This window comes from Paenibacillus marinisediminis, assembly GCF_054343325.1.
Window position 1 is genome coordinate 77296 of the sequence record NZ_JBTGUH010000004.1, and the last position, 19030, is coordinate 96325.

The following is a 19030-nucleotide window of genomic DNA, read 5'->3' on the forward strand; positions in this document are numbered from 1 at the left end:
CCTCTTCTTCATATTTCTAAATCCCCCCTCTCTCTACGGTATATAATGACCAAAGATTTGTACAACGGCACCATTTTGAACGATGAAATCAAAATACGTGTTAGAAAAGTCATCTGTGGAAGATGCATACTCACTTGCTAATTGCCCCTGATCATCAATCCAAATACCAATATTCGGTGTCGTGTACAGTCCATAACTGACATTGTCGATAAGCGGCGCTACTTCGCATCCAGGCTGCACATCCACGGTGCGAATCTCGTTCAAATTCTCAATCCTGAATCCATTAGGATTCTTATTAACCGTCGCATCCGTATCGGGTATGAACTTCATCAGCTCAATATTGACAGATACAGGTTCACCATCCTGCATGTTAAAGCCTTTAATCATGCCAAACCATTTCTCTGCACCCATCTGCACATATCGCGCGGCATTCGACTGCATTTCAATGACCGAGTGTGCACCCCCACGAAATTCAAAGCTTGCAACAATCTGCTTGAATGTATGCTGGTCAACTAAACTTGGAATCACGTCGACACTTGCTTTGGTATAGTCCATAATCATGGATTGATAACGCGTATGCTCATTCTCAACTAAGGCTGTCTTTCCATCCCAAACTTCATAACGAATCTCACCTACATGCTCATCGCCCTGCATTAAGCTCCAACTCAAATCATTGTCTGATCGAACAATTGTCCATCTCTCAGGAATTTCCGCTTTGAAGTATCCCGTTCCAATGACTTTAAAGCCCTGAGTATGCGCAATAGGTTGTTCATTGCCTACTGGTTGAATTGACTTTAACAGCTCATCCACCCCGCCATACATCGTTCGATATTCGCGAATGGCTTCTTCTCCTTTTTCCACAGGGACTTGAACATCCCCTGACATATAAGATACATAAGTAAAACCATTTCCTTGCATAACGATCTTCATAGGTGGGATTGCTGGTAGTTCTTCTTGCTGAATGTGTTCCCCTTCGATTCTCTCAATTGAAAATAATACAAACCCTCCATTGTAGCTAAATTGGACGATGTTCTTATCGTTGTTTGGATTAGGACCAGCTGTAAATTTGTCTTGCCAGCTTGGAGGTATGGCGAGCGCAAACCCAAGCTCTTGATTAACATATTGCTGCTCCGTTTCGATCTGCTCTGGAGAATTCGTGCTAACAACAGGATTAGGACGATCCTTGCAGCCTACCATGAACCCAACCATTACCACGCACAAGATTAAAATGATAAATCCCCAGATGCCGCGTCTTTTTCGTTTGGTATTCAAGATATGGAAGAAACGCTCTTTAAGCATTTTGGCACCACCATCAAAATCAGTTGAAAGAACCGTATGACGGCGCTTCACTTGTTCGTTGATACTGTTCAAGATGACTTCTGTATATTGCTTACGATCTTTATAATCCGCGGTCTTCAGCACTTCATCATCGCAGGAGATTTCTAGATCCTTGCTCGCTTCACGGAACATGAGATAGACAAATGGATTAAACCAATGAAACGCGTTAGCGGTGAGCAGCACTAACTTATACCACATATCCCGCCTTTTATAATGAATGAGCTCGTGCTTCAAAATGTAATACAACTCTGTTTCTGAGTAACGAATATCGGGAATGAGCAGGATCGGCTTTAGAAATCCCATCATCATGGGACTGTGGGTACTCTCACTAATCATGATCGTAATCTGTTTTTTGATCTTTAACTCGTCTGCTAGGTGTTGGTATATGAGGTTGAGGTGCTCTTGTTGATTGGGATAGCCCCAACGTAAGACTCGCTTCTTATAAACTAGATAGCCGCTCACATGATAGAGCAGAAAAATGATAATTCCTATAAGCCAGAATAACGCTGCAATTTGAGGTAAAGTAATTGATTCTGCTGCTGTGGTCTCTGGGATAGGAGTGTTAACAGGTTGAATAGGTCGGGTGTCTGGAAAGACAGGTAGTACAGGTACAACATCAATTGTTTTAGCGGGAGCAGCAGGCGATGTTGGGGCTGGTGTTGGCGGGAAGATGACCTGCGATTGAGGTATCGCAATCTGCACAGGTGCCTGCGGTAAAGTAAGATTAAACGGAAATAGCAAGCGAACGGCGATTACAAGCCAGATCCAATATTTCCATTTGGCGATGAACCTTTTGTTAATTCTGGAGGAGATCATCAATAGAACGAATATGACAATTGAAATGGATAAGGAAATTTCGAGAATCGTCAAAAAAAGATCCGTAAGCACAACTAATCCCCCTTCTCCATCTGATCGAGGAATTTGCGTAAATCAGCAAGATCATCCTTATCAATTGCTTTGCTGCTATAGAGAGAGTTAACAAGACTCTTGAAGGAATTGTCGTATAACCTCTCCAGAAAGGTCGAGCTCTCTTTATTCTTATAATCGCTTTCATTAATTAGCGCTGAATATAGATTCGTACCTGTAGAGCGATCGCAGAGAACAAAATTTTTCTTCTCCAGTCTTGTAAGGGATGTCATCAGCGTGGATAAAGCCCATTTGCGCCTGCCTTGCAGTTTATCTAAAATGAAATTTGAAGTCACTGGCTGATCACCGTGCCATATGGCCAGCATGATTTCGAGTTCTGCATCTCCGAGTCGTCCGATCTTATCATCCAAGATCATTCACCTCCTCATACATTAGGATTATACGGCCGTATAATGCCTTTCATTACCATTATACAAACGTATAACGGTGAAGTCTACAATTATTTCCAATTTAAAACCACCCTCAGTTCAATATCCTATTGATGCAGCTCCAATGGTTGCTGCAAACATCAACAGATTTACATCGAGATCTTCTTCATGGATGAGAGTTTTCAAGCCCTCCTTTGCTTTAGCATATCCACCAATTATGCCCTTAAAATGCAACATGCTGCTTCCTGGATCCAGGAAACAGCATGATAAAACAAGCAAAGATTAAATTTTGATAAATCCTATTGAGTATTAGTATCAAGATTTCAAATATCATTTGTGATCAGATGATAACTTCATACTGTGATTCGTAGGTATTGAATCGTGATATACTAAATTCCCACCATAGTGTCCTGTGAGAAATACTAATGTGCCCCCAGCTAATGATAATATAAGTAATACAGGAATAAACACCTTTGAAAAGCTATACTTTGCATACTTCTTAAGTCGCGGAATGTAGGGGAGTGCCTGGTAAAGTTTTATGATGATTATAAACCCAAATATGAGCAAGGTCATCTGTGCAAATGTTTCGTGTATTCCAATTGCTGATCCTTCCGCACCAAATACTTCCTCTGCATATCTTTCTCCACCATCACCTGTCATAAAAGCTACTATACCTGTCAACCATCCTAATATCAGAAAAACATTCGCGATATTGTTTAATAGTTTCGGCTTCCATAGAGCACTTATTTGAAGAACAGCACCAATTACCAACAATGCAATAGGGAAATGAACGATTAACGGATGCAACGGTGTACTCATATGATCCTTCTCTCCTTTTGTTCGAAGACCTTCTTCTCATCACTTCAATGATACAATTGGCATTACAATAATAAACGTACTTCCTTCCCCCACTTTGCTTTCAACTTTAATCACCCCTCGATGAGCCTCCACAATCCATTTCGCAATGGATAGGCCTAAACCTGCATGTCCTTGAGCTCGATTACGAGATGCATCTAATCGATTAAAGCGTTCAAAAATATCCTTCATTTTATCTTCTGGAATACCAATTCCCGTATCCTTCACTCGCAGCGTAAGCATTCTTCCTTTCACTGCCGTTTCGATCGTAATATGTCCACCTTGGTTCGTGTACTGCATAGCATTATCAAGCAAGATAACTAGTAGTTGCCTAAATCTCTCCTGGTCGGCATGTAGTAGCACTTTTGACTCTCCAGTCTTAACAATTTCTATCGATCGCTGCTCTGACATGGGCTGGAAATTCCTAAATACTCTTTCCAACTCCTCATCAAGTTCAAATTCAATGAAGGACAGCTTCACAGCAGAAGCATCTGCTCTAGCTAATGTGAGGAGATCTGAAACCAATCGGGTCATACGCTTAACTTCATCTTTCATGTCCTGTAAAACTTGTTTGCTGAATAGAGACCGGTTCTCATCTCCCTCACTTTCCAACACTTCAATCGAAGAGTGGAGTACTGCAAGGGGTGTTCGTAATTCATGAGATGCATCAGCCGTAAATTTTTGTTGCTTCTCGAATGATCGCATAATGGGCTTCATTGCTCGACGTGACATCATATAACCTATAGCAATGGACACAATTAAAAAGACAATAGATATAATGATCTGAGTAAACATAACCTGTTCGAGCAATCGATTCTGCTCAGTTACATCCATTCCCGCTATAATATTGCCAACATATTCATCTCCGCTGTAAACAGGCTTACCTGCTAGTAGAAGATGGATATTGGAATCTTCAATGTTATACACTAGATGTAACGTTTCGTTTTCCTTCGGAATCCAATCTTCAAGTTCATCGCTAATGTCATGAGCAAGTTCCCCATTAACTGCGTCCGTTTTTACAATATGTCCTTTATGGTCAAGTACCAAATAGAAAGGACGAAGTGGAATCTCAATATCATCATCTGATTCATCCTCTTTTTCCTTATGTTTACTCCCCTTCACTTCCTTCTCTCGTTTAGCCAGCAATTCAACAGCGTGCTCATTCCATTCATTACTCACGATCGTTTCTAACTTTAGTTGTTGCTCTCTATAAATAATCGATGACAGCAGAAAATAACTAGATATATTTACAGCTAGCAAAAACAGTATCATCATGACTGCAAAAAACAACATCAGCTTACTACTCGTTCGAGCAAACATCCGAAACCTCCAGCTTATACCCTGTACCTCGTATATTGTTGAGATGCATGTCTCCCGTTGAATACTCTAACTTCTTTCTTAGTTGCTTGACTAAAGCATCTAATGTATTGCTATTCACATCCGTATCATATCCCCATATTCGATCAATGAGCACTTGTCTAGGCAGTACTTTCCCACAGTTTCTCATTAACAGCTCTATCAACTGAAATTCTCGAATCGTTAGTCCGAGCTTCATATCTTCACAAGCAAGGGATCGTTCATTTATCAACAGCCGATAGGAGCCAATCTCGATCCATTCATCTTGAATCACTTGTACGATTCGTCGTGACAGCGAACGAATCCGCGCAAACAATTCAGTGAACTCAAATGGTTTCATGATATAGTCATCTGCCCCAGCGTCCAAGCCATTGATTCGATCATTTAATGTATCTTTCGCGGTCAACATAATAATACCGCCTGAATAGGAATCCATTCTTAATCGTTTGCATAGCATTACTCCATCCATTCTAGGCATCATCCAATCAAGAATAACTAAATCATAGCTAGTCGTTTCCATATAATCTAATGCTTCTATTCCGTCTTTCACCCAATCAACAGCATGCCCTTCTTTACTCAGCATATGAACAATGAGCGGTCCAAGTCGAAGATCATCTTCTGCCAGTAGTATGTGCATGGTTATGCTCCCTTTCATTTGATTGATTTCTCCATCCCATACGAACTACCATAACCACAATAAATAAAATGCCAGTTACAGCATAGATCATTTGCATTGCTGTTTGCGATGAATCTGATCCTACTAGTAGTCCATGAAGTAAAGAAAGAATGTAAGCGACAAAAGGAAAGTAGTGCACGGTCCTCCAAACCTTTTTTCCAAACATTTTCATCCAATCAGACGTCACCAATACAGCAACATATATGTATAATGCAAGAATGCCTAAGCCTGTACCTGCTGATTTGTAATGTGAATAAAATGGAATCAACAATTCCGTAATTGTGAAAGGTTCATACGTATCTATTAAGAGTACGGTTCCATGTAGTACTCCAAGTAAAAATCCAAACCACCCTGTCCATTGATGAAAGAATAATAACAGGCTTCGATACTTAGCAGGTACTAGCTTACTATAACCGAACGTTCCCATAATTACCGAGATGAATAACATCAAATAAGAGCTTATTCCAGCAGCCTTAATGACACTCCATGTAGAGAATACATTCGTCACTACCACTTCAGCTCCTCTATATAGTTTTTCACTTCGCGATTAAGCTTGATCTCCCCACTTTTGGTGATGAAAATATATCCGACTCCTTCTAAGTGCGAAGATACCCATTCATTAACTTCAGATGCCTGTAGCATACATATCACCTTGGACACAACTTCAGCTAATGCCGTTGATGGTGCCAATACGGTTGCTTGCACAACATCCGTATTAGCTGCTTGTAATGTTTGACCATCTATGATGTGATGGTAGACATGTTCAAGATGAATCCATCTACGATACATTACATTAGATGTTGCTATTCCTCCTTGCTTTACCCAAAGCTGAATCAATTCCTGCTCTTCATTCGTTGGATGCTGGATACCTACCTGCCAAGGCTCCCCATCACTCCAAACCCTAATATCCCCGCCTGCATCGATAGCCCCTGCTTGAAACTGAAGCTCATCTCTCAGCAATCGATAAGCAAGATCAACTGTCCATCCTTTCCCGATTCCGCCAAGATCGACAATCACTTGTTTATGCTTGGTTACCATCTGTTGATCACTTAAAAATGATAATGCATGAAGTCCAACCATATCTTCCATCGGAGTTGTCTCTAAAGGATAAGTTCGATCAATTTCTTGCTTTACACGCTCAAGCTTTTCAAAGGAACGATCATACCCCATTTCGTTTAGAACCGTTCCAACAAGGGGATTGAATTTAAAATCAGTTTGCACGGCGCATTCCCATGCATACGCTAACAAATTGTAGAACTGCTTCGTTAGCAAATAAGGTTTACCAATAGGCGATGCATTCCAACGTGATAATTCGCTGTTTACTTTAAACCTAGAAGCTATTTCTTCAATTTCAAGAAACAGATTATGAACCTTATATTCCCAATCAGTGAAAGCAGGAACATCTTCGACTGTCACGTGTACGTTTGTATTCATTGCACGAAATATAGTTTCCATCATTTAAGATCTCCGTGTTCGCAATGGACTCCTCTGTTCAGTAGACAAAACTTTTCTTGGCGTAATTGTTAATTCCTTTTGCTCCCAATCCAAGTCAGAAATCCATGATTCTCTCTGTTCTTGTTGTTCTGGATTCATATTTGTCAGCTTCGATATATCTTGTTCATCGGTAAAAAATCCTGTAAGCAAATCCTTGCTACTATTTGAATGAACATTGTAATTTACGCCATTTGAAATGCCTCTGGCCTCAAGACCTGTATCTGTCTGGTTCTTACCGCTAATTTGACCTTCCGCATACAGTAAACCCGTAAACAAAGCCACACTTGAAACACCTATAACCCATTTTGTAATATTGCGATTCATATCAGTTTTCTCCTTTCCATGTCATCAACCAGCCATCCGATTGAGCCACCTTTGTCATCTGATAATTCGTTAATAAAGCTAGCGTTTTAGCAGAGACATATAATTGATTCCCCTTCATCAAAGGGGCTAATCTCATCTCGTATTTATTACCATCAACGAATATTACATTCTGTTCAGAACGAAAAATACAATCTTGCATTCTACCTGAAGCTGTTTTTTCAGGGATAAACATTTCCAAGGCATCAATGTTTTCATACCAAACGTATTCGATATTTAGCTGCTCTAAAACTGATACAGCAGGTAAATAAACAATGCTATCTTGTATAAAGCCAGTCAACTTTACTGGATCGTGAGTATCCACTTGAAGGGTTACTGCCGCATCGGTTTGAGTATTGTAACTATCTTGAGACAATGGAGCATAAGAAGCTTGATCTTCATCATATTTATTTTCTTCTTTAGTTTTCTCATCTCTATCATACTCACGTTTTTCATTGTGATCTTTATGCTCTTGTTTCTCATCGTGATCTTCGTACTCATGTTTTTCTTTGTAATCTTCATGCTCTGCTTGTTCATCTTTGTCGTGATCCGCATATATAAGTGATTGATTGTAATTAAACACAATTCCTAACATCATCACGACAGCAGCGATCAGAGCAACACGTGTTGCCATTTTTTTGAATACTGAATTAAGTAATCGAACGTCTTCTTTCACATGTAATCCCCCTTTATCGTTCAAATTTTATAGTCAGTATAAAACTTGATTCTGATAATTACATGAGAAACCATCCATTATCTTACTACCAATAAGGGATATTGATCGAAAAAGCTATTTAGAGAGGAACCTAACCTTAACTATGAGGATATGGTACAGTTGTGGTACTCCATTTTATGCGAATCAACATGAACCATTTTTTTATTTAATGGTAACTGTCGCACTTCATATTACAATAAGACATATAAAAAAAGACTGTCCGCAGACAGTCTCTCACACAGAAGCAAATCGAAATTAAATCGATCCTGCATTCGTTCTTTGCATCATAGAGTTGTTTCGCATCATGCCTTGAGTATCCGCATTTCCTGCTCTTTGATGACAATTGTTATACATTTGCTCTAACTCGGAATCATTGAGATTCGGATGCATTTCTTTCATGAAGGGAAGCATGTCATTGAATGTAGAAGGACCTACCCCCGCAGCATAAGCAGCCGTTCCAATACCAAGCGTCAGAACCGCAGCTCCTACGATAGCGATAATTTTCGTTTTCATGATGTTCACCTCCTTTCATCCGTACGATAAACCTGGTTAAGATGGAATCTTACTTAATGAAATCCATTGACCGTCTTTGGAGGGAGCGAGTTTACGAAACAATAGCATCTAATCCATCCTCATCGCTTGGGGTATCGCTGACGATAGTGATGTACATGCGAAGCGGCAAACAAATAATCTCTTCATTTGGCTTCGTAATATGTCCATAAGAAAAGCATATCTTTTCCGGGCAATCTGACTCTACAACTTCGATGCCATAATCACGAACTCGAAGCAGATCATAGCCTCTATTGGTATTAATCTCAATCCACTGCGTCTCTTGTGTGAGTTTTACATTCTGATAGATCTCGCCATCCACTTGAATTTGTGCGTAGGCTTCCCCTGAAGGAATCTCCTCAGGAGCGGGTTGAAGAGCATAGATCCCGTAAATGATCGCCGCAACAAACAGTACTGTGGATATCAGGATGTAATCTCCTTTTTTTAATTTCATAGCATTCAACTTCATCACATCTCTTCTTATAGCTCAGCACTTTCAAGGCGGGATAGCTTATGAATACACGTATAAATGAACCTACAAGATTCCTTGTGCTCTTATCTTACTTCAAAAGTATGTTGAAACTGTGTAGATCGAAACTTTCTTTTATTTAGACACAAGAAAAGCGACTCCGCAGCGAAGTCACTCTTTCTTTCCTTTCCGTTGTTTAAATCGAAGAAATCGATAAATCAGATAGATGACTACACCGATAATCGCCATCCAGGTACACGTTGATCTGATCATTCCGAACCCGCTCGCAAGCGAATCAATTCGATAGTAGGAAGCTGAAACGGTTAAACACATCAACCCGATCGTTATAAAGAACAAGGCAATGAACCAGTCTGATTTCTTCATTATGATTCCTCCTGCATCGTCGGGAGAACGAATTGAACCGTAAAACAAGTGCCCCTATCCCTCTTGCTGTTTACTTGAATAGAGCCTCCTTGCAGCTCGACCAACCTCTTCACGATCGACAGACCAAGCCCCGTACCGCCCGTCTGCCGTGATCTCGACTTCTCCACCCTATAGAATCGGTCAAATATATAAGGCAGCTCATCCTCAGGTATCCCAGCGCCTGTATCCTCTATTGAAAGAGAGAGCGTGTCAGATGTACATCGAAGATGAACATCAATATGACCTTTTTCGGTATAACGGACCGCATTCTCCATTAGATTGAGAACAATTTGCTTCATACGTATTTCATCGCCGCGAATTAACGGAATAGTTACTGAAGGATGAACAACCAGCTCTAATCCTTTATCTTTCGCAATCAGTGAAATCGTCTGCGCCGCCTGAGCGACAACATCTTGCAAGTCCACCCATTCCATGGACAGACTGATCCTTCCTTCTTCCATCTTAGCAAGTTCAAATAGATCGTCCACCATGCGCTGTATACGTACACCTTCTTGATAAATAATGTCCAGGTAGCGGTCCTTCTCTTCTTCTGTCGTATACAAATGGTTCTTTACAACTTTGGTGTAACCTTGCAGGTAAGTGATTGGCGTTCGCAGCTCATGCGAGATATTCGCGAAGAACTCTTGCCGTGTATCTCGATACCGCTGCAGATCGGCTGCTAAATTATTGATCGCCTCAGCCAAATCACCGATTTCATCTTTGCTATGGATGTCGAGTCGGGTTTCTAACTCTCCGACCGCAATTTTCTTGGTTGCCTGCTGCATCATAATGAGTGGTCGAGAAAAGAGCAAAGCCATGATCCAGGTGATACCAATTGCAAGTAAGAATGCTCCTACACCAGAAAGAAACAGCAAATTCCGCACTGCATTAAGGGATTGATCCATACTTTGCGTCGATGCCATCACATAAATAGCAGAAGAAATCTGATTATTTTGATAGATCGGTTGGCCAATCACCATATAGCGATTGCCTAATGGATCTTCGTGTTCTAAGTTAATGGTTGTCCCTGAAAAGATCTGTTGTAGATCCTCTGGTCGGATAAACGACCGATCTTCAGCGTCGTGCTCACCTGTATGATGGGTGATCTCGCCTGCTGCATCGATATAAAATATACTTACATTAGAAAAATCGGCGAACGTCATGATCATTTCCTCTGAGGGGGCATCTGTAGTCTCCACCATCGTGATGAAATGAGAGGTCATCTCTGTAACCTCCGTTCGCATCTCGGTGTGATAAAAGTTTGAAAACATCTGATAGAGGCTTACACCAAGAAAAAGGAGGACGATTAAAAAAATCGCTGCGATGATTGATCCTAATTTCATCCCGATCCTATTGCGTCTCATCCTTCTCCTCCCTGCGCTAAAAACTTATAGCCAACTCCCCAAACCGTTTGAATGGGGTCATAACCCAGTTCTGCACGCTGCATTTTTTCCCGAATATTCTTAATGTGGGTATCTACGACACGAGCATCTCCCGAGTAATCATACCCCCATAATCGCTCAACCAACTCTTCTCGTTCAAACGTGCGATGATTATTTTGTGCCAGATGGAGGAGCAAATCAAACTCTTTCGGAGTAAAGTCAATGCATTCATCATAAATACGAACTTCCCGTGCATCTGCATGTATGTTAAGGTGCTGGAAGGTTAGAATTGTCTCTTGAAGTTTTTGCGCTTGACTGATCATCGAACGCCGTAATAGCGAATAGACACGCGCCACCAATTCCTCAGGCTCAAAGGGCTTCGTCAAGTAATCATCGGCTCCAATTCCTAATCCATGAACTTTGTCCTTGGTTTCCGAACGAGCTGTAAGCATGAGAATCGGCATGGTTTCGGTTTCTCGAATAGTTTTACATAGCTGCCAACCATCCATACCTGGCATCATAACATCCAATATCAGAAGATCAAACGGTTGCTGCTTGATCAGCGACAAAGCCTCATAACCTGACGAAGCCTCCCTGACCTCAAATCCTTCTTTCATAAGATAAATGCGAAGCAGATTCCGCATATTCCATTCGTCGTCCACCACTAGCACTTGATTTTTAGCCACTGCAATCACCTTCTTTATATGCGAATCCTTCCCTCAATGTAATCGATATAACTTTTCCATTCAAGATTTAGTTGACTCGTTCACTAACTCCTCTATATCCCATAAAGGTTTTGTATATAGGTATTGTAGAACAAGAATGTGTGGAAACCATGGAGAAACCATTCAACCCATACAAAAACTCCTGCAGGCGAAGCAGCTTGCAGGAGTTCAATCGTTATTTGACATTGTCAGCCCATTCTATGAGATCCACACGAGGTCGATAAGATCATAAACTGAGCCGTTTGCCGATCTCCCAATGATACCCAAACGGGTCAGCGATGCGTCCAATCCGCCATCCGTGTCCTTCGCTGACAGGTGCGACTTCGGTTGCTCCAGCGGCTAGAGCCTGTTCAAATGTTGAATCCGGATCATGAACGGTTAGAATCATTCGAACCGTACCTCGAGCTACCACCTCAGGTCCGCAGTCAGGATCTTCTTGTATCCAGAAATTCGCCCCATTGATAGAAAGTTGTGCGATAGCAAGCTTACTGTTATCGTCCTCAAGGCGGTACAACTCGACCGCATCGAATGCTGCCTTGTAGTAATCAACAGCACTCGCTGCATTATTCACTGAAAGCCACGGCGCGATATTGGTCTCTAGCCGCTCTGAACCTGACTTATGGATGCTCATCCCTGTATGCCTCCCTGTATAGGTGTTCATATAACCCAACTTTTATAGATAAGAAATTATTTACATTATACTACAACCCATAAATGTATTATCTATACCTGCCACCGTGTACTTTAATAATCTATAATCGCAAAAATACTCAATCCAGTCACAGGCATTTGTCGATAATATTGATATAATCCATCTAACCACCTTAAAGCTTAACACACTAAGGAAAAAGTGACTGGAGGAGCATTCATGTACACACCTATTCCGATCCCTGCCATAACGGCAAAGATTAAAGAGTTGAGCGGTCTTGAATTTGAGCGTTTTGCACATGCAGTCCTTGGTTGGAGCAATCCTTTGGAATACCGCAGGACACGTCAGATCCAAGATTATGCCATAGTTGGCCTTGGAATTCATAAGCATTATAGCCAGACCGTGTATTCAGCCTACGGCTCTGAATCGAGTACACATTGGATAGATGCTAAGAATACACTTGATGCTGAGGTCAAAGGGTTAAGAGCTTATTTTACGCGCAATCAGGTGCAGTTGGAGAATTGGATTGTTCTTCTTAATCAAGAATTGTCTGAGGATGAATATGAATGGATTCAACGAGTAGGTATGGAAAATGAAATCAGTTCAGTTCAAGTGATGACTCCGGTGGAATTGGGACAACTGATTGTTCAATCCGCCTTATCCTATCCTGTGGGTCGGCTCTTTGGACTGCTCCCTCTTGATCGCCCCCAAGATGAATTGCAGCCCTATACTGTGGCAAAGAACATCTTATTGAAGCTGCCGCAGCTGCGAGATGAACCTGTTGAACACAGAAAAGAACAGCTTTTCCAGATGATAGGTGAGATTATTGCAATAGCTTCTGCGACACCTGAGGACTTTACGGACAACGAACTCACCCCGATTCAGCGCTTCATTTCATATACTCGAATAAGCGATCCGCACATCAAACTGTATGTTTATGCTAATGGCGAGTTTATGGAGTCTCAGGAGGATCATCGCAAATCCTATTCCATATTGGAGGCAGGAGAACAGGGTGAGATCATATTCAAGGTTGTCGATCTGTATGGTATCTATCGGATCCTGAATATACTGACCAGGGACGTAGAGAAGTATCAGATTCAAGATGCTTTCGAGGAATTAATGGGGATCAGTTATTTTTCGCTGACTAGACTTACTCGAATTTAACAGAACAGGTACAACTAATCCAGGTCACAATGTCGTCAATGAGGTCGAGAAGAAGATGCCATAAATCGGTAAACAAGTGCTATACTTATAAGAAAGAGAAGCAATCAGTGAGTCCATTCCATAACAAGCTCACTGATTTTTTTCTTGATTATTGGCATAATCCATATATCACTAGGAGGGTAAAGATGAAGAAGAGACTGTCTTGGATCTTGGTTGTCGCTCTTGTGCTGACCATGCTTGTCCCGGTTGGAGCTTTTGCTGCTGAAAGCAGCACCCCTTATGAGGCAACACAACAAACGGCGGCGCAGAAGGCTGAACTGCTGACAGGCACTTATGGTACGACCAGCTTGCAGTATGCACTTATTGATAATGGAAAGATCGTTGTATCCGGACATTCCGGTGTCAACCGTGTGTCTGACAACAAGGCGCTGACGGCAGATACTATGTATAACATTGGCTCTACGAGCAAAATGTTTACTACAGTGGCTGTTATGAAGCTGGTGGATGAAGGCAAAGTAGATTTGGATAAGCCTGTGACCACCTATATTCCTGAATTCACCATGAAAGATGAACGCTATAAACAAATCACACCGCGCATGCTATTGAATCATTCTGCTGGTTTTGGCGGCTCCACTCTTAGCAATGCCTTTTTGTTTGATGATAATGATACATACGCACATGATAATCTGCTCAAGCAGCTATCTACACAGAAGCTTAAAGCTGATCCAGGAGCATTCTCGGTTTATAGCAACGATGGCTTCACATTAGCGGAAATTCTAGTAGAGAGAGTTAGCGGAATGGACTTTACGAGCTTCATTCATCAATATATTACAGAGCCGCTCGGTATGAAGAATACGAAGACTCCGCTCGATAATGTGAAGGATGACCAACTGGCTGGTCTATACAATCCTGCAACTCAACAACAGCTGCCTAAGGATTCGATTAACGTCATCGGAGCCGGTGGTATTATCTCAACTGCGGAAGATCTGGCTCGCTTTGCACAGATCTTTACGGGGAACGCTAACGGAATCATTTCAGAGAAGTCCGCAGCCGCGATGAGTAAGCCCGAATATGCAAATGGAATGTGGCCAGAAGAGGCCGATTCGACGATTGCATACGGATTAGGTTGGGACAGCGTCAACTTGTTCCCATTTAATGATTATGGAATTAAGGCGCTTACTAAAGGCGGGGACACGCTTCTCTCCCACGCTTCACTGGTCGTGCTGCCTGATCAAAAGCTTGCTGTCGCGGTCGTATCCTCTGGCGGTGCCAGCATGTTGAATCAGATGATGGCGAATGAGATACTGTTAAGTGCACTGCAGGAAAAAGGAATCGTTAAGGAATTGAAGCCTGCCAAATCATTTGGTGTTCCTGTGAAAGCAGACATGCCGCAGGATGTAGCTAAGCATGCAGGTATCTATGGGGCGTTAGGTCAATTGTTGAAGCTGGATATCAGCAAGGATGGAGAGTTATCCATTAGTACCGTAATGATGCCTGATCTCCCTGCACAAACATTCGCGTATACAAAGGACGGTTCCTTCGTCAATGCGGACGGCAGCATAAAGGTTAGCTTTGTAACAGAAGATAACGGACGCACTTACTTATGGGTAAGAGGCTATCAGACAATACCAGGTCTTGGGCAAACGGCTTTATCCGAGTATCAAGCAGAGAAGCTGGAGGCTAATGAATTGTCTGAGGAAACAGCTGCCGCATGGGCAGCGCGTGAGGGCAAGATGTACTACCTCGTCAATGAAAAGTATACGTCGCAAGTCTACTTGATGGTGCCGCCAGTCAGCGGTGTAGCAACCTTCAAAGATATGCCGGGGTACCTGATGACGAACAAGATTACAGGTGCTAATGAAGCCATCAGTGTGCTTCAAATCCCAGTAATGGCGGGTAGAGATACAAATGATTTTCGTTTCTACACCGAAAACGGTGTGGAATATATGCAAGCTGGCGGCAGTCTTTTAGTTGGTCAAGAAGCTGTAAAGCCGCTCTATACAGGACCGCAATCCAAGACGACGATTCAAGCAAATGGACATACGAAATGGTACACTGTTCCGGAGAAGGCAGCGGGCAAGAAGATGATCGTTGACATGCCTAAGGCTGGCTCCTTTGCGGTGTATGATGCCAATGGGTTGTGTGTGAATTACACGGTAGTCAGCGGTGTACATGAAGTGGTGCTGCCGGAAAATGCGACAATTGCCTTTATTGGCGAAGCAGGATCGCAATTTGGTATTAAGTTAAAATAAACAGCAATGCCCCATGAAGTCGATGTTGACTTGTGGGGCATTTTTAATGTTGCTTATTTGATTACTCACTGCGCAAAGCCGCAACCGGATCCTTCTTCGCCGCCATCTTCGCTGGGATGAAGCCGCCCAGCATCGTCAGGACGACACTAATCACGACCAGCAAGACGGCATGGACCGGGTTAAGCTGTGCAACATTCGTAAGCTCGGTTATCTTATACATCACCGAATTGACAGGGAAGGTCAACAGATACGCGATGCAGATCCCGAGTATTCCTGAGCAAGCGCCGATAATAAAGGTCTCTGCATTAAATACGCGCGTAATATCCTTCTTCCTAGCACCCAAGGCGCGGAGCACCCCGATCTCCTTCGTTCTTTCCAGCACGGATATGTAAGTGATAATCCCGATCATGATAAGGGATACCACAAGCGATATCGCCGCGAATGCGATGAGCACCAACGTAATCCCATCCATGATGCTGCTTGATATTTCCGTTACGACGGCTGCCATATCTGTATATACCACTCTGTCTTTTTCATCCTTACCTGTATTCCACGCATCCAGATAAGCCGTAATCGATTCCTTCGCGCTAAAATCAATCGGATAGAGCGAGATCGAAGCGGGAATCTCCGTTGCGCCTAATGTGGCAAGCATCTGTTCCTTCGTTAGAGCGTTAGAGGCCATTCCTTCTGGCGCTGGCGGCATTCCATCCTGTGCCGTCGCCAACAACTCGCCTGTGATAACGTTAACCTCAGACTCCTGCTGCGCCTTAACAATCTCTGATTTCTTCGCGTTATCGATAAAAGCTGTAGCAAGCTCATCAGAATAAGCGATGCCCGCAGGCAGTGAAGCCATCTTGGACTGTTCCTGAGCACGAATAACACCGACGATGTTTAGCGTGATCGCCTTATCGCTGTTGTACAGCTCCATCAAACTCGAGGGTGATCTATTTGCCGTGAACCGCCCATCCATTTTCTGATAGTAATCGTCGTTCATCACGAGCTTCAGCTCATGCCCGACCAGATCAGCCAAGTCAATGCTGTCCGTATTATAGTCTATACCAAGCGCCTCAAGCGCTGGTTCACTTAAGCGGTTATATTCATCTACGACCAAGACAAGATCATTCTTGGATGTCGGGAGCCTTCCTTCCAGCAGATCGTAGTATTGCTCCAAGTAGCTCCCTGCTGATTGTCCTGGCTTTCTAGGGTAAGCATAGAAGTTAATATTCCCTTGATTAACTGTTGTCGCCGTAGTCCCATCTGACTTCAACAAGTTCATATTCACCTTGCGCGTATAAGATACACCGTCAAGCAGCGCTGGATCAATCTTCCCTAAATAATTCATATACTCCGTTGTCAGTACATTCGTATGCATGATTGAATTCTCGCTCGGATCATAGGGAAACAGCTTCTTCTCTTCCGGATAAGATTCTAGGTCCGGAACCCCTAATGTAGGGTCCTGTGCAGCATCCATGTTCATAACGGACTCCGTAATCGTAAGCGGAAAGTTCGATAATGCGCTCTTTTCGTAGGAGTTGATCTGCTTGTCGAACCCGTTTGATAAGGAGAGAACCAAGGCGATCTCGATAATACCGATACTGGCTGCAAAGGCGGTTAATCCGGTTCTCCACTTCTTTGTGGCGATATTTTTACCTGAAAGCTTGAGCGCTGTAAAGAAACTCATGCTTGTCTTCTTCAGCTTATAGTCTGGACTTACTTTCTGTTCAGCAAGTGCATTGGTATCAGCAACCACCTGGCCGTCGGAGAATCGGATCACGCGATCCGCGTATTGCTCCGCCAACTCGGGATTATGCGTAACCATGATGACCAGCTTGTCTTCCGCGATCGACTTGATCAGTTCCATGATCTGTTCACTGGTCTCGGTATCCAAGGCACCGGTCGGTTCATCCGCCAGAATAATGTCCGGATTGTTAGCCAGCGCGCGCGCGATCGCGACACGCTGCATCTGCCCCCCTGACAGCTGATTCGGCTTCTTATGCATATGGTCTTTCAACCCGACCTTCTCCAGCGCTTCTATCGCCTTGCGACGCTTTTCAGATGAAGGGACTCCACTCAGCGTCATTCCCATCTCAACATTGTCTACGATGCTCAGATGCGAGATCAGATTATAACTCTGGAAGATGAAGCCTACGCTGTTATTCCGATAAGCATCCCAATCACTGTCTTTAAAATGTGTAGTTGACTGTCCATTGATGATCAGCTCGCCGCTGTCATACTGATCCAGTCCGCCAATGACATTCAACAGCGTGGTTTTGCCAGATCCACTCTGTCCAAGGATCGCAACAAACTCGCTTTCTCTGAAGTTAAGGTTGACCTTGTTCAAGGCTACTTGAGTAAAATCTCCGGTCTTGTAGCTCTTCGTAATCTGTTTCAACTTCAGCATGTGAAGAGTTCACTCCTTTCTATCTATGTATAGGTTGATGCATGCTTAAGGAAATTTCAACTCATGTAGTCTTTCTCATTATGCTCATATCCACTATGATTATGACGCTGTTGGTATTTCTCACATGATAAAAAGCCGCAGGGAGGATCCCGCGGCTCGCTTCAATGATCAATGATGATTATTTGATGCTGCGAGACAAGATAATGGTATTCAACCATGTCAATTCCGATACGGTAAGCGTTCCCTTCTCCGCTTTATCGACCCACGATGCATCGGAAATGACACCTTTCTGAATTAATGCAGCAAGCGTGTCCACCAACTGTTTTCGTTGACTGTCCGTTAAGTTCAATGTGTCGTCCTCCCCCACGTCGAATTCGTATAGCTTGTACTGCTCGATCAGACGGATCAGCAGCTGCGGGTACTCCGGGTCAGTCGCATAACCACCAGCTCGAATCGCATATGCAGCCGTCTTATAATCAGCGCCCAGCACACCGTGATAGCGATTGGGCTTGTCACTAGTTCCTGCAAGAATAAGCTTGCTATGGTCAGCAATACTTTCGCCCCAGTTATGGTAGTGCCGGAACTGAGCGTCAATCGTCACCCATTTGCCATTCACATGCTCCTTCGTGCTATAAGTGCCGCTTCCAGCAGTGCCAGCGCCTTTGATGCCAAATAGATTATTGCCCGACTTCGTTAACCCGGACTCTCCCCAAGCGCTCTCTAATATCGCTTGAGCGATAGTCAGAGAGGCTGGAACGCCTGTACGACGCATATCTGCTACAGCATAAGCAGAGATTCTTGATATAAATTCATTAGGCTTCATATCATTTCTCCTTTCTTCTGGAGTTGTACTACTAGTTTATTAATGATCTCCAGAAGAGGAACGCCGCATATACCTGTCCATTCCAACAAAAATATCGCTAGTCA

The 19030-nt window shown here is 43.0% G+C and carries 19 protein-coding genes; 2 read left to right on the forward strand and 17 right to left on the reverse strand.

The annotated features are described in order from the left end of the window. Window positions 1-33 precede the first annotated feature (33 nt). From ACXX53_RS11565 to ACXX53_RS11635, 15 genes are all read right to left on the reverse strand, one after another. A complete protein-coding gene (locus ACXX53_RS11565; protein ID WP_458568807.1) occupies window positions 34-2226 on the reverse strand; it encodes a M56 family metallopeptidase in 2193 nt (730 codons plus the stop codon). A gap of 2 nt (window positions 2227-2228) precedes the next feature. Continuing rightward, the gene (locus ACXX53_RS11570) at window positions 2229-2615 is read right to left on the reverse strand and encodes a BlaI/MecI/CopY family transcriptional regulator (RefSeq protein WP_458568808.1); all 387 of its coding nucleotides are present in this window, start codon (window positions 2613-2615) and stop codon (window positions 2229-2231) included. 348 nt (window positions 2616-2963) lie between these two features. Then, window positions 2964-3452, reverse strand: coding sequence for a DUF2231 domain-containing protein (locus tag ACXX53_RS11575; protein WP_458568809.1), 489 nt, complete (start codon window positions 3450-3452; stop codon window positions 2964-2966). Between the two features lie 39 nt (window positions 3453-3491). Then, on the reverse strand, window positions 3492-4808 hold the full coding sequence (locus tag ACXX53_RS11580; protein ID WP_458568810.1) for a sensor histidine kinase: 1317 nt from the start codon (window positions 4806-4808) through the stop codon (window positions 3492-3494). Further along, window positions 4789-5481, reverse strand: coding sequence for a response regulator transcription factor (locus tag ACXX53_RS11585; RefSeq protein ID WP_458568811.1), 693 nt, complete (start codon window positions 5479-5481; stop codon window positions 4789-4791). Before ACXX53_RS11585 ends, ACXX53_RS11580 begins: the two co-directional genes overlap by 20 nt. After that, window positions 5456-6028 (reverse strand): ferric reductase-like transmembrane domain-containing protein, encoded by a 573-nt coding sequence (locus ACXX53_RS11590; protein WP_458568812.1) that lies wholly within the window; start codon window positions 6026-6028, stop codon window positions 5456-5458. The genes ACXX53_RS11585 and ACXX53_RS11590 overlap by 26 nt, the downstream gene beginning before the upstream one ends. Next, complete coding sequence (locus ACXX53_RS11595; RefSeq protein ID WP_458568813.1) at window positions 6028-6975, reverse strand: FAD:protein FMN transferase; 948 nt, start codon at window positions 6973-6975, stop codon at window positions 6028-6030. The genes ACXX53_RS11590 and ACXX53_RS11595 overlap by 1 nt, the downstream gene beginning before the upstream one ends. Before the next feature lie 3 nt (window positions 6976-6978). Beyond that, the gene (locus ACXX53_RS11600; protein ID WP_458568814.1) at window positions 6979-7338 is read right to left on the reverse strand and encodes a hypothetical protein; all 360 of its coding nucleotides are present in this window, start codon (window positions 7336-7338) and stop codon (window positions 6979-6981) included. A 1-nt stretch (window position 7339) separates the two neighbouring features. After that, window positions 7340-8050, reverse strand: a complete 711-nt coding sequence (locus tag ACXX53_RS11605) for a hypothetical protein (protein WP_458568815.1) — start codon at window positions 8048-8050, stop codon at window positions 7340-7342. Window positions 8051-8344: 294 nt separating this feature from the next. Beyond that, window positions 8345-8602 carry a hypothetical protein gene (locus tag ACXX53_RS11610; RefSeq protein ID WP_458568816.1) on the reverse strand — a complete coding sequence of 86 codons (258 nt, stop codon included), beginning with the start codon at window positions 8600-8602 and terminating at the stop codon, window positions 8345-8347. A gap of 91 nt (window positions 8603-8693) precedes the next feature. After that, a complete protein-coding gene (locus ACXX53_RS11615) occupies window positions 8694-9092 on the reverse strand; it encodes a NusG domain II-containing protein (RefSeq protein ID WP_458568817.1) in 399 nt (132 codons plus the stop codon). Between the two features lie 186 nt (window positions 9093-9278). Further along, entirely contained in the window at window positions 9279-9491 is a 213-nt protein-coding gene (locus tag ACXX53_RS11620; protein ID WP_458568818.1) for a hypothetical protein, read from the reverse strand. Continuing rightward, a complete protein-coding gene (locus tag ACXX53_RS11625) occupies window positions 9491-10894 on the reverse strand; it encodes a sensor histidine kinase (protein ID WP_458568819.1) in 1404 nt (467 codons plus the stop codon). Before ACXX53_RS11625 ends, ACXX53_RS11620 begins: the two co-directional genes overlap by 1 nt. Further along, window positions 10891-11598 carry a response regulator transcription factor gene (locus ACXX53_RS11630; RefSeq protein WP_458568820.1) on the reverse strand — a complete coding sequence of 236 codons (708 nt, stop codon included), beginning with the start codon at window positions 11596-11598 and terminating at the stop codon, window positions 10891-10893. The genes ACXX53_RS11625 and ACXX53_RS11630 overlap by 4 nt, the downstream gene beginning before the upstream one ends. Window positions 11599-11863: 265 nt before the next feature. Further along, window positions 11864-12268, reverse strand: a complete 405-nt coding sequence (locus ACXX53_RS11635; protein WP_458568821.1) for a VOC family protein — start codon at window positions 12266-12268, stop codon at window positions 11864-11866. 237 nt (window positions 12269-12505) lie between these two features. Here ACXX53_RS11635 and ACXX53_RS11640 point away from each other — a divergent pair, with 237 nt between their 5' ends. After that, on the forward strand, window positions 12506-13450 hold the full coding sequence (locus ACXX53_RS11640; RefSeq protein WP_458568822.1) for a hypothetical protein: 945 nt from the start codon (window positions 12506-12508) through the stop codon (window positions 13448-13450). Window positions 13451-13635: 185 nt separating this feature from the next. Next, the gene (locus ACXX53_RS11645) at window positions 13636-15702 is read left to right on the forward strand and encodes a serine hydrolase domain-containing protein (protein WP_458568823.1); all 2067 of its coding nucleotides are present in this window, start codon (window positions 13636-13638) and stop codon (window positions 15700-15702) included. A 61-nt stretch (window positions 15703-15763) separates the two neighbouring features. Here the strand turns inward: ACXX53_RS11645 and ACXX53_RS11650 are convergent, their stop codons facing one another. Together ACXX53_RS11650 and ACXX53_RS11655 are read right to left on the reverse strand one after the other, a co-directional pair. Next, entirely contained in the window at window positions 15764-18103 is a 2340-nt protein-coding gene (locus tag ACXX53_RS11650; RefSeq protein ID WP_458568824.1) for an ABC transporter ATP-binding protein/permease, read from the reverse strand. A gap of 178 nt (window positions 18104-18281) precedes the next feature. Next, the gene (locus ACXX53_RS11655) at window positions 18282-18926 is read right to left on the reverse strand and encodes a glycoside hydrolase family 73 protein (RefSeq protein WP_458568825.1); all 645 of its coding nucleotides are present in this window, start codon (window positions 18924-18926) and stop codon (window positions 18282-18284) included. Between the last annotated feature and the right edge of the window lie 104 nt (window positions 18927-19030).

What these genes read in the sequence shown, in the direction of transcription:
- ACXX53_RS11575 (WP_458568809.1), bottom strand. Translation starts at nt 3,452, where the DNA reads ATGAGTACACCGTTGCATCCGTTAATCGTTCATTTCCCTATTGCATTG.
- ACXX53_RS11580 (WP_458568810.1), bottom strand. Translation starts at nt 4,808, where the DNA reads ATGTTTGCTCGAACGAGTAGTAAGCTGATGTTGTTTTTTGCAGTCATG.
- ACXX53_RS11585 (WP_458568811.1), bottom strand. Translation starts at nt 5,481, where the DNA reads ATGCACATACTACTGGCAGAAGATGATCTTCGACTTGGACCGCTCATT.
- ACXX53_RS11595 (WP_458568813.1), bottom strand. Translation starts at nt 6,975, where the DNA reads ATGGAAACTATATTTCGTGCAATGAATACAAACGTACACGTGACAGTC.
- ACXX53_RS11600 (WP_458568814.1), bottom strand. Translation starts at nt 7,338, where the DNA reads ATGAATCGCAATATTACAAAATGGGTTATAGGTGTTTCAAGTGTGGCT.
- ACXX53_RS11610 (WP_458568816.1), bottom strand. Translation starts at nt 8,602, where the DNA reads ATGAAAACGAAAATTATCGCTATCGTAGGAGCTGCGGTTCTGACGCTT.
- ACXX53_RS11615 (WP_458568817.1), bottom strand. Translation starts at nt 9,092, where the DNA reads ATGAAATTAAAAAAAGGAGATTACATCCTGATATCCACAGTACTGTTT.
- ACXX53_RS11620 (WP_458568818.1), bottom strand. Translation starts at nt 9,491, where the DNA reads ATGAAGAAATCAGACTGGTTCATTGCCTTGTTCTTTATAACGATCGGG.
- ACXX53_RS11625 (WP_458568819.1), bottom strand. Translation starts at nt 10,894, where the DNA reads ATGAGACGCAATAGGATCGGGATGAAATTAGGATCAATCATCGCAGCG.
- ACXX53_RS11635 (WP_458568821.1), bottom strand. Translation starts at nt 12,268, where the DNA reads ATGAGCATCCATAAGTCAGGTTCAGAGCGGCTAGAGACCAATATCGCG.
- ACXX53_RS11640 (WP_458568822.1), top strand. Translation starts at nt 12,506, where the DNA reads ATGTACACACCTATTCCGATCCCTGCCATAACGGCAAAGATTAAAGAG.
- ACXX53_RS11645 (WP_458568823.1), top strand. Translation starts at nt 13,636, where the DNA reads ATGAAGAAGAGACTGTCTTGGATCTTGGTTGTCGCTCTTGTGCTGACC.
- ACXX53_RS11650 (WP_458568824.1), bottom strand. Translation starts at nt 18,103, where the DNA reads ATGCTGAAGTTGAAACAGATTACGAAGAGCTACAAGACCGGAGATTTT.
- ACXX53_RS11655 (WP_458568825.1), bottom strand. Translation starts at nt 18,926, where the DNA reads ATGAAGCCTAATGAATTTATATCAAGAATCTCTGCTTATGCTGTAGCA.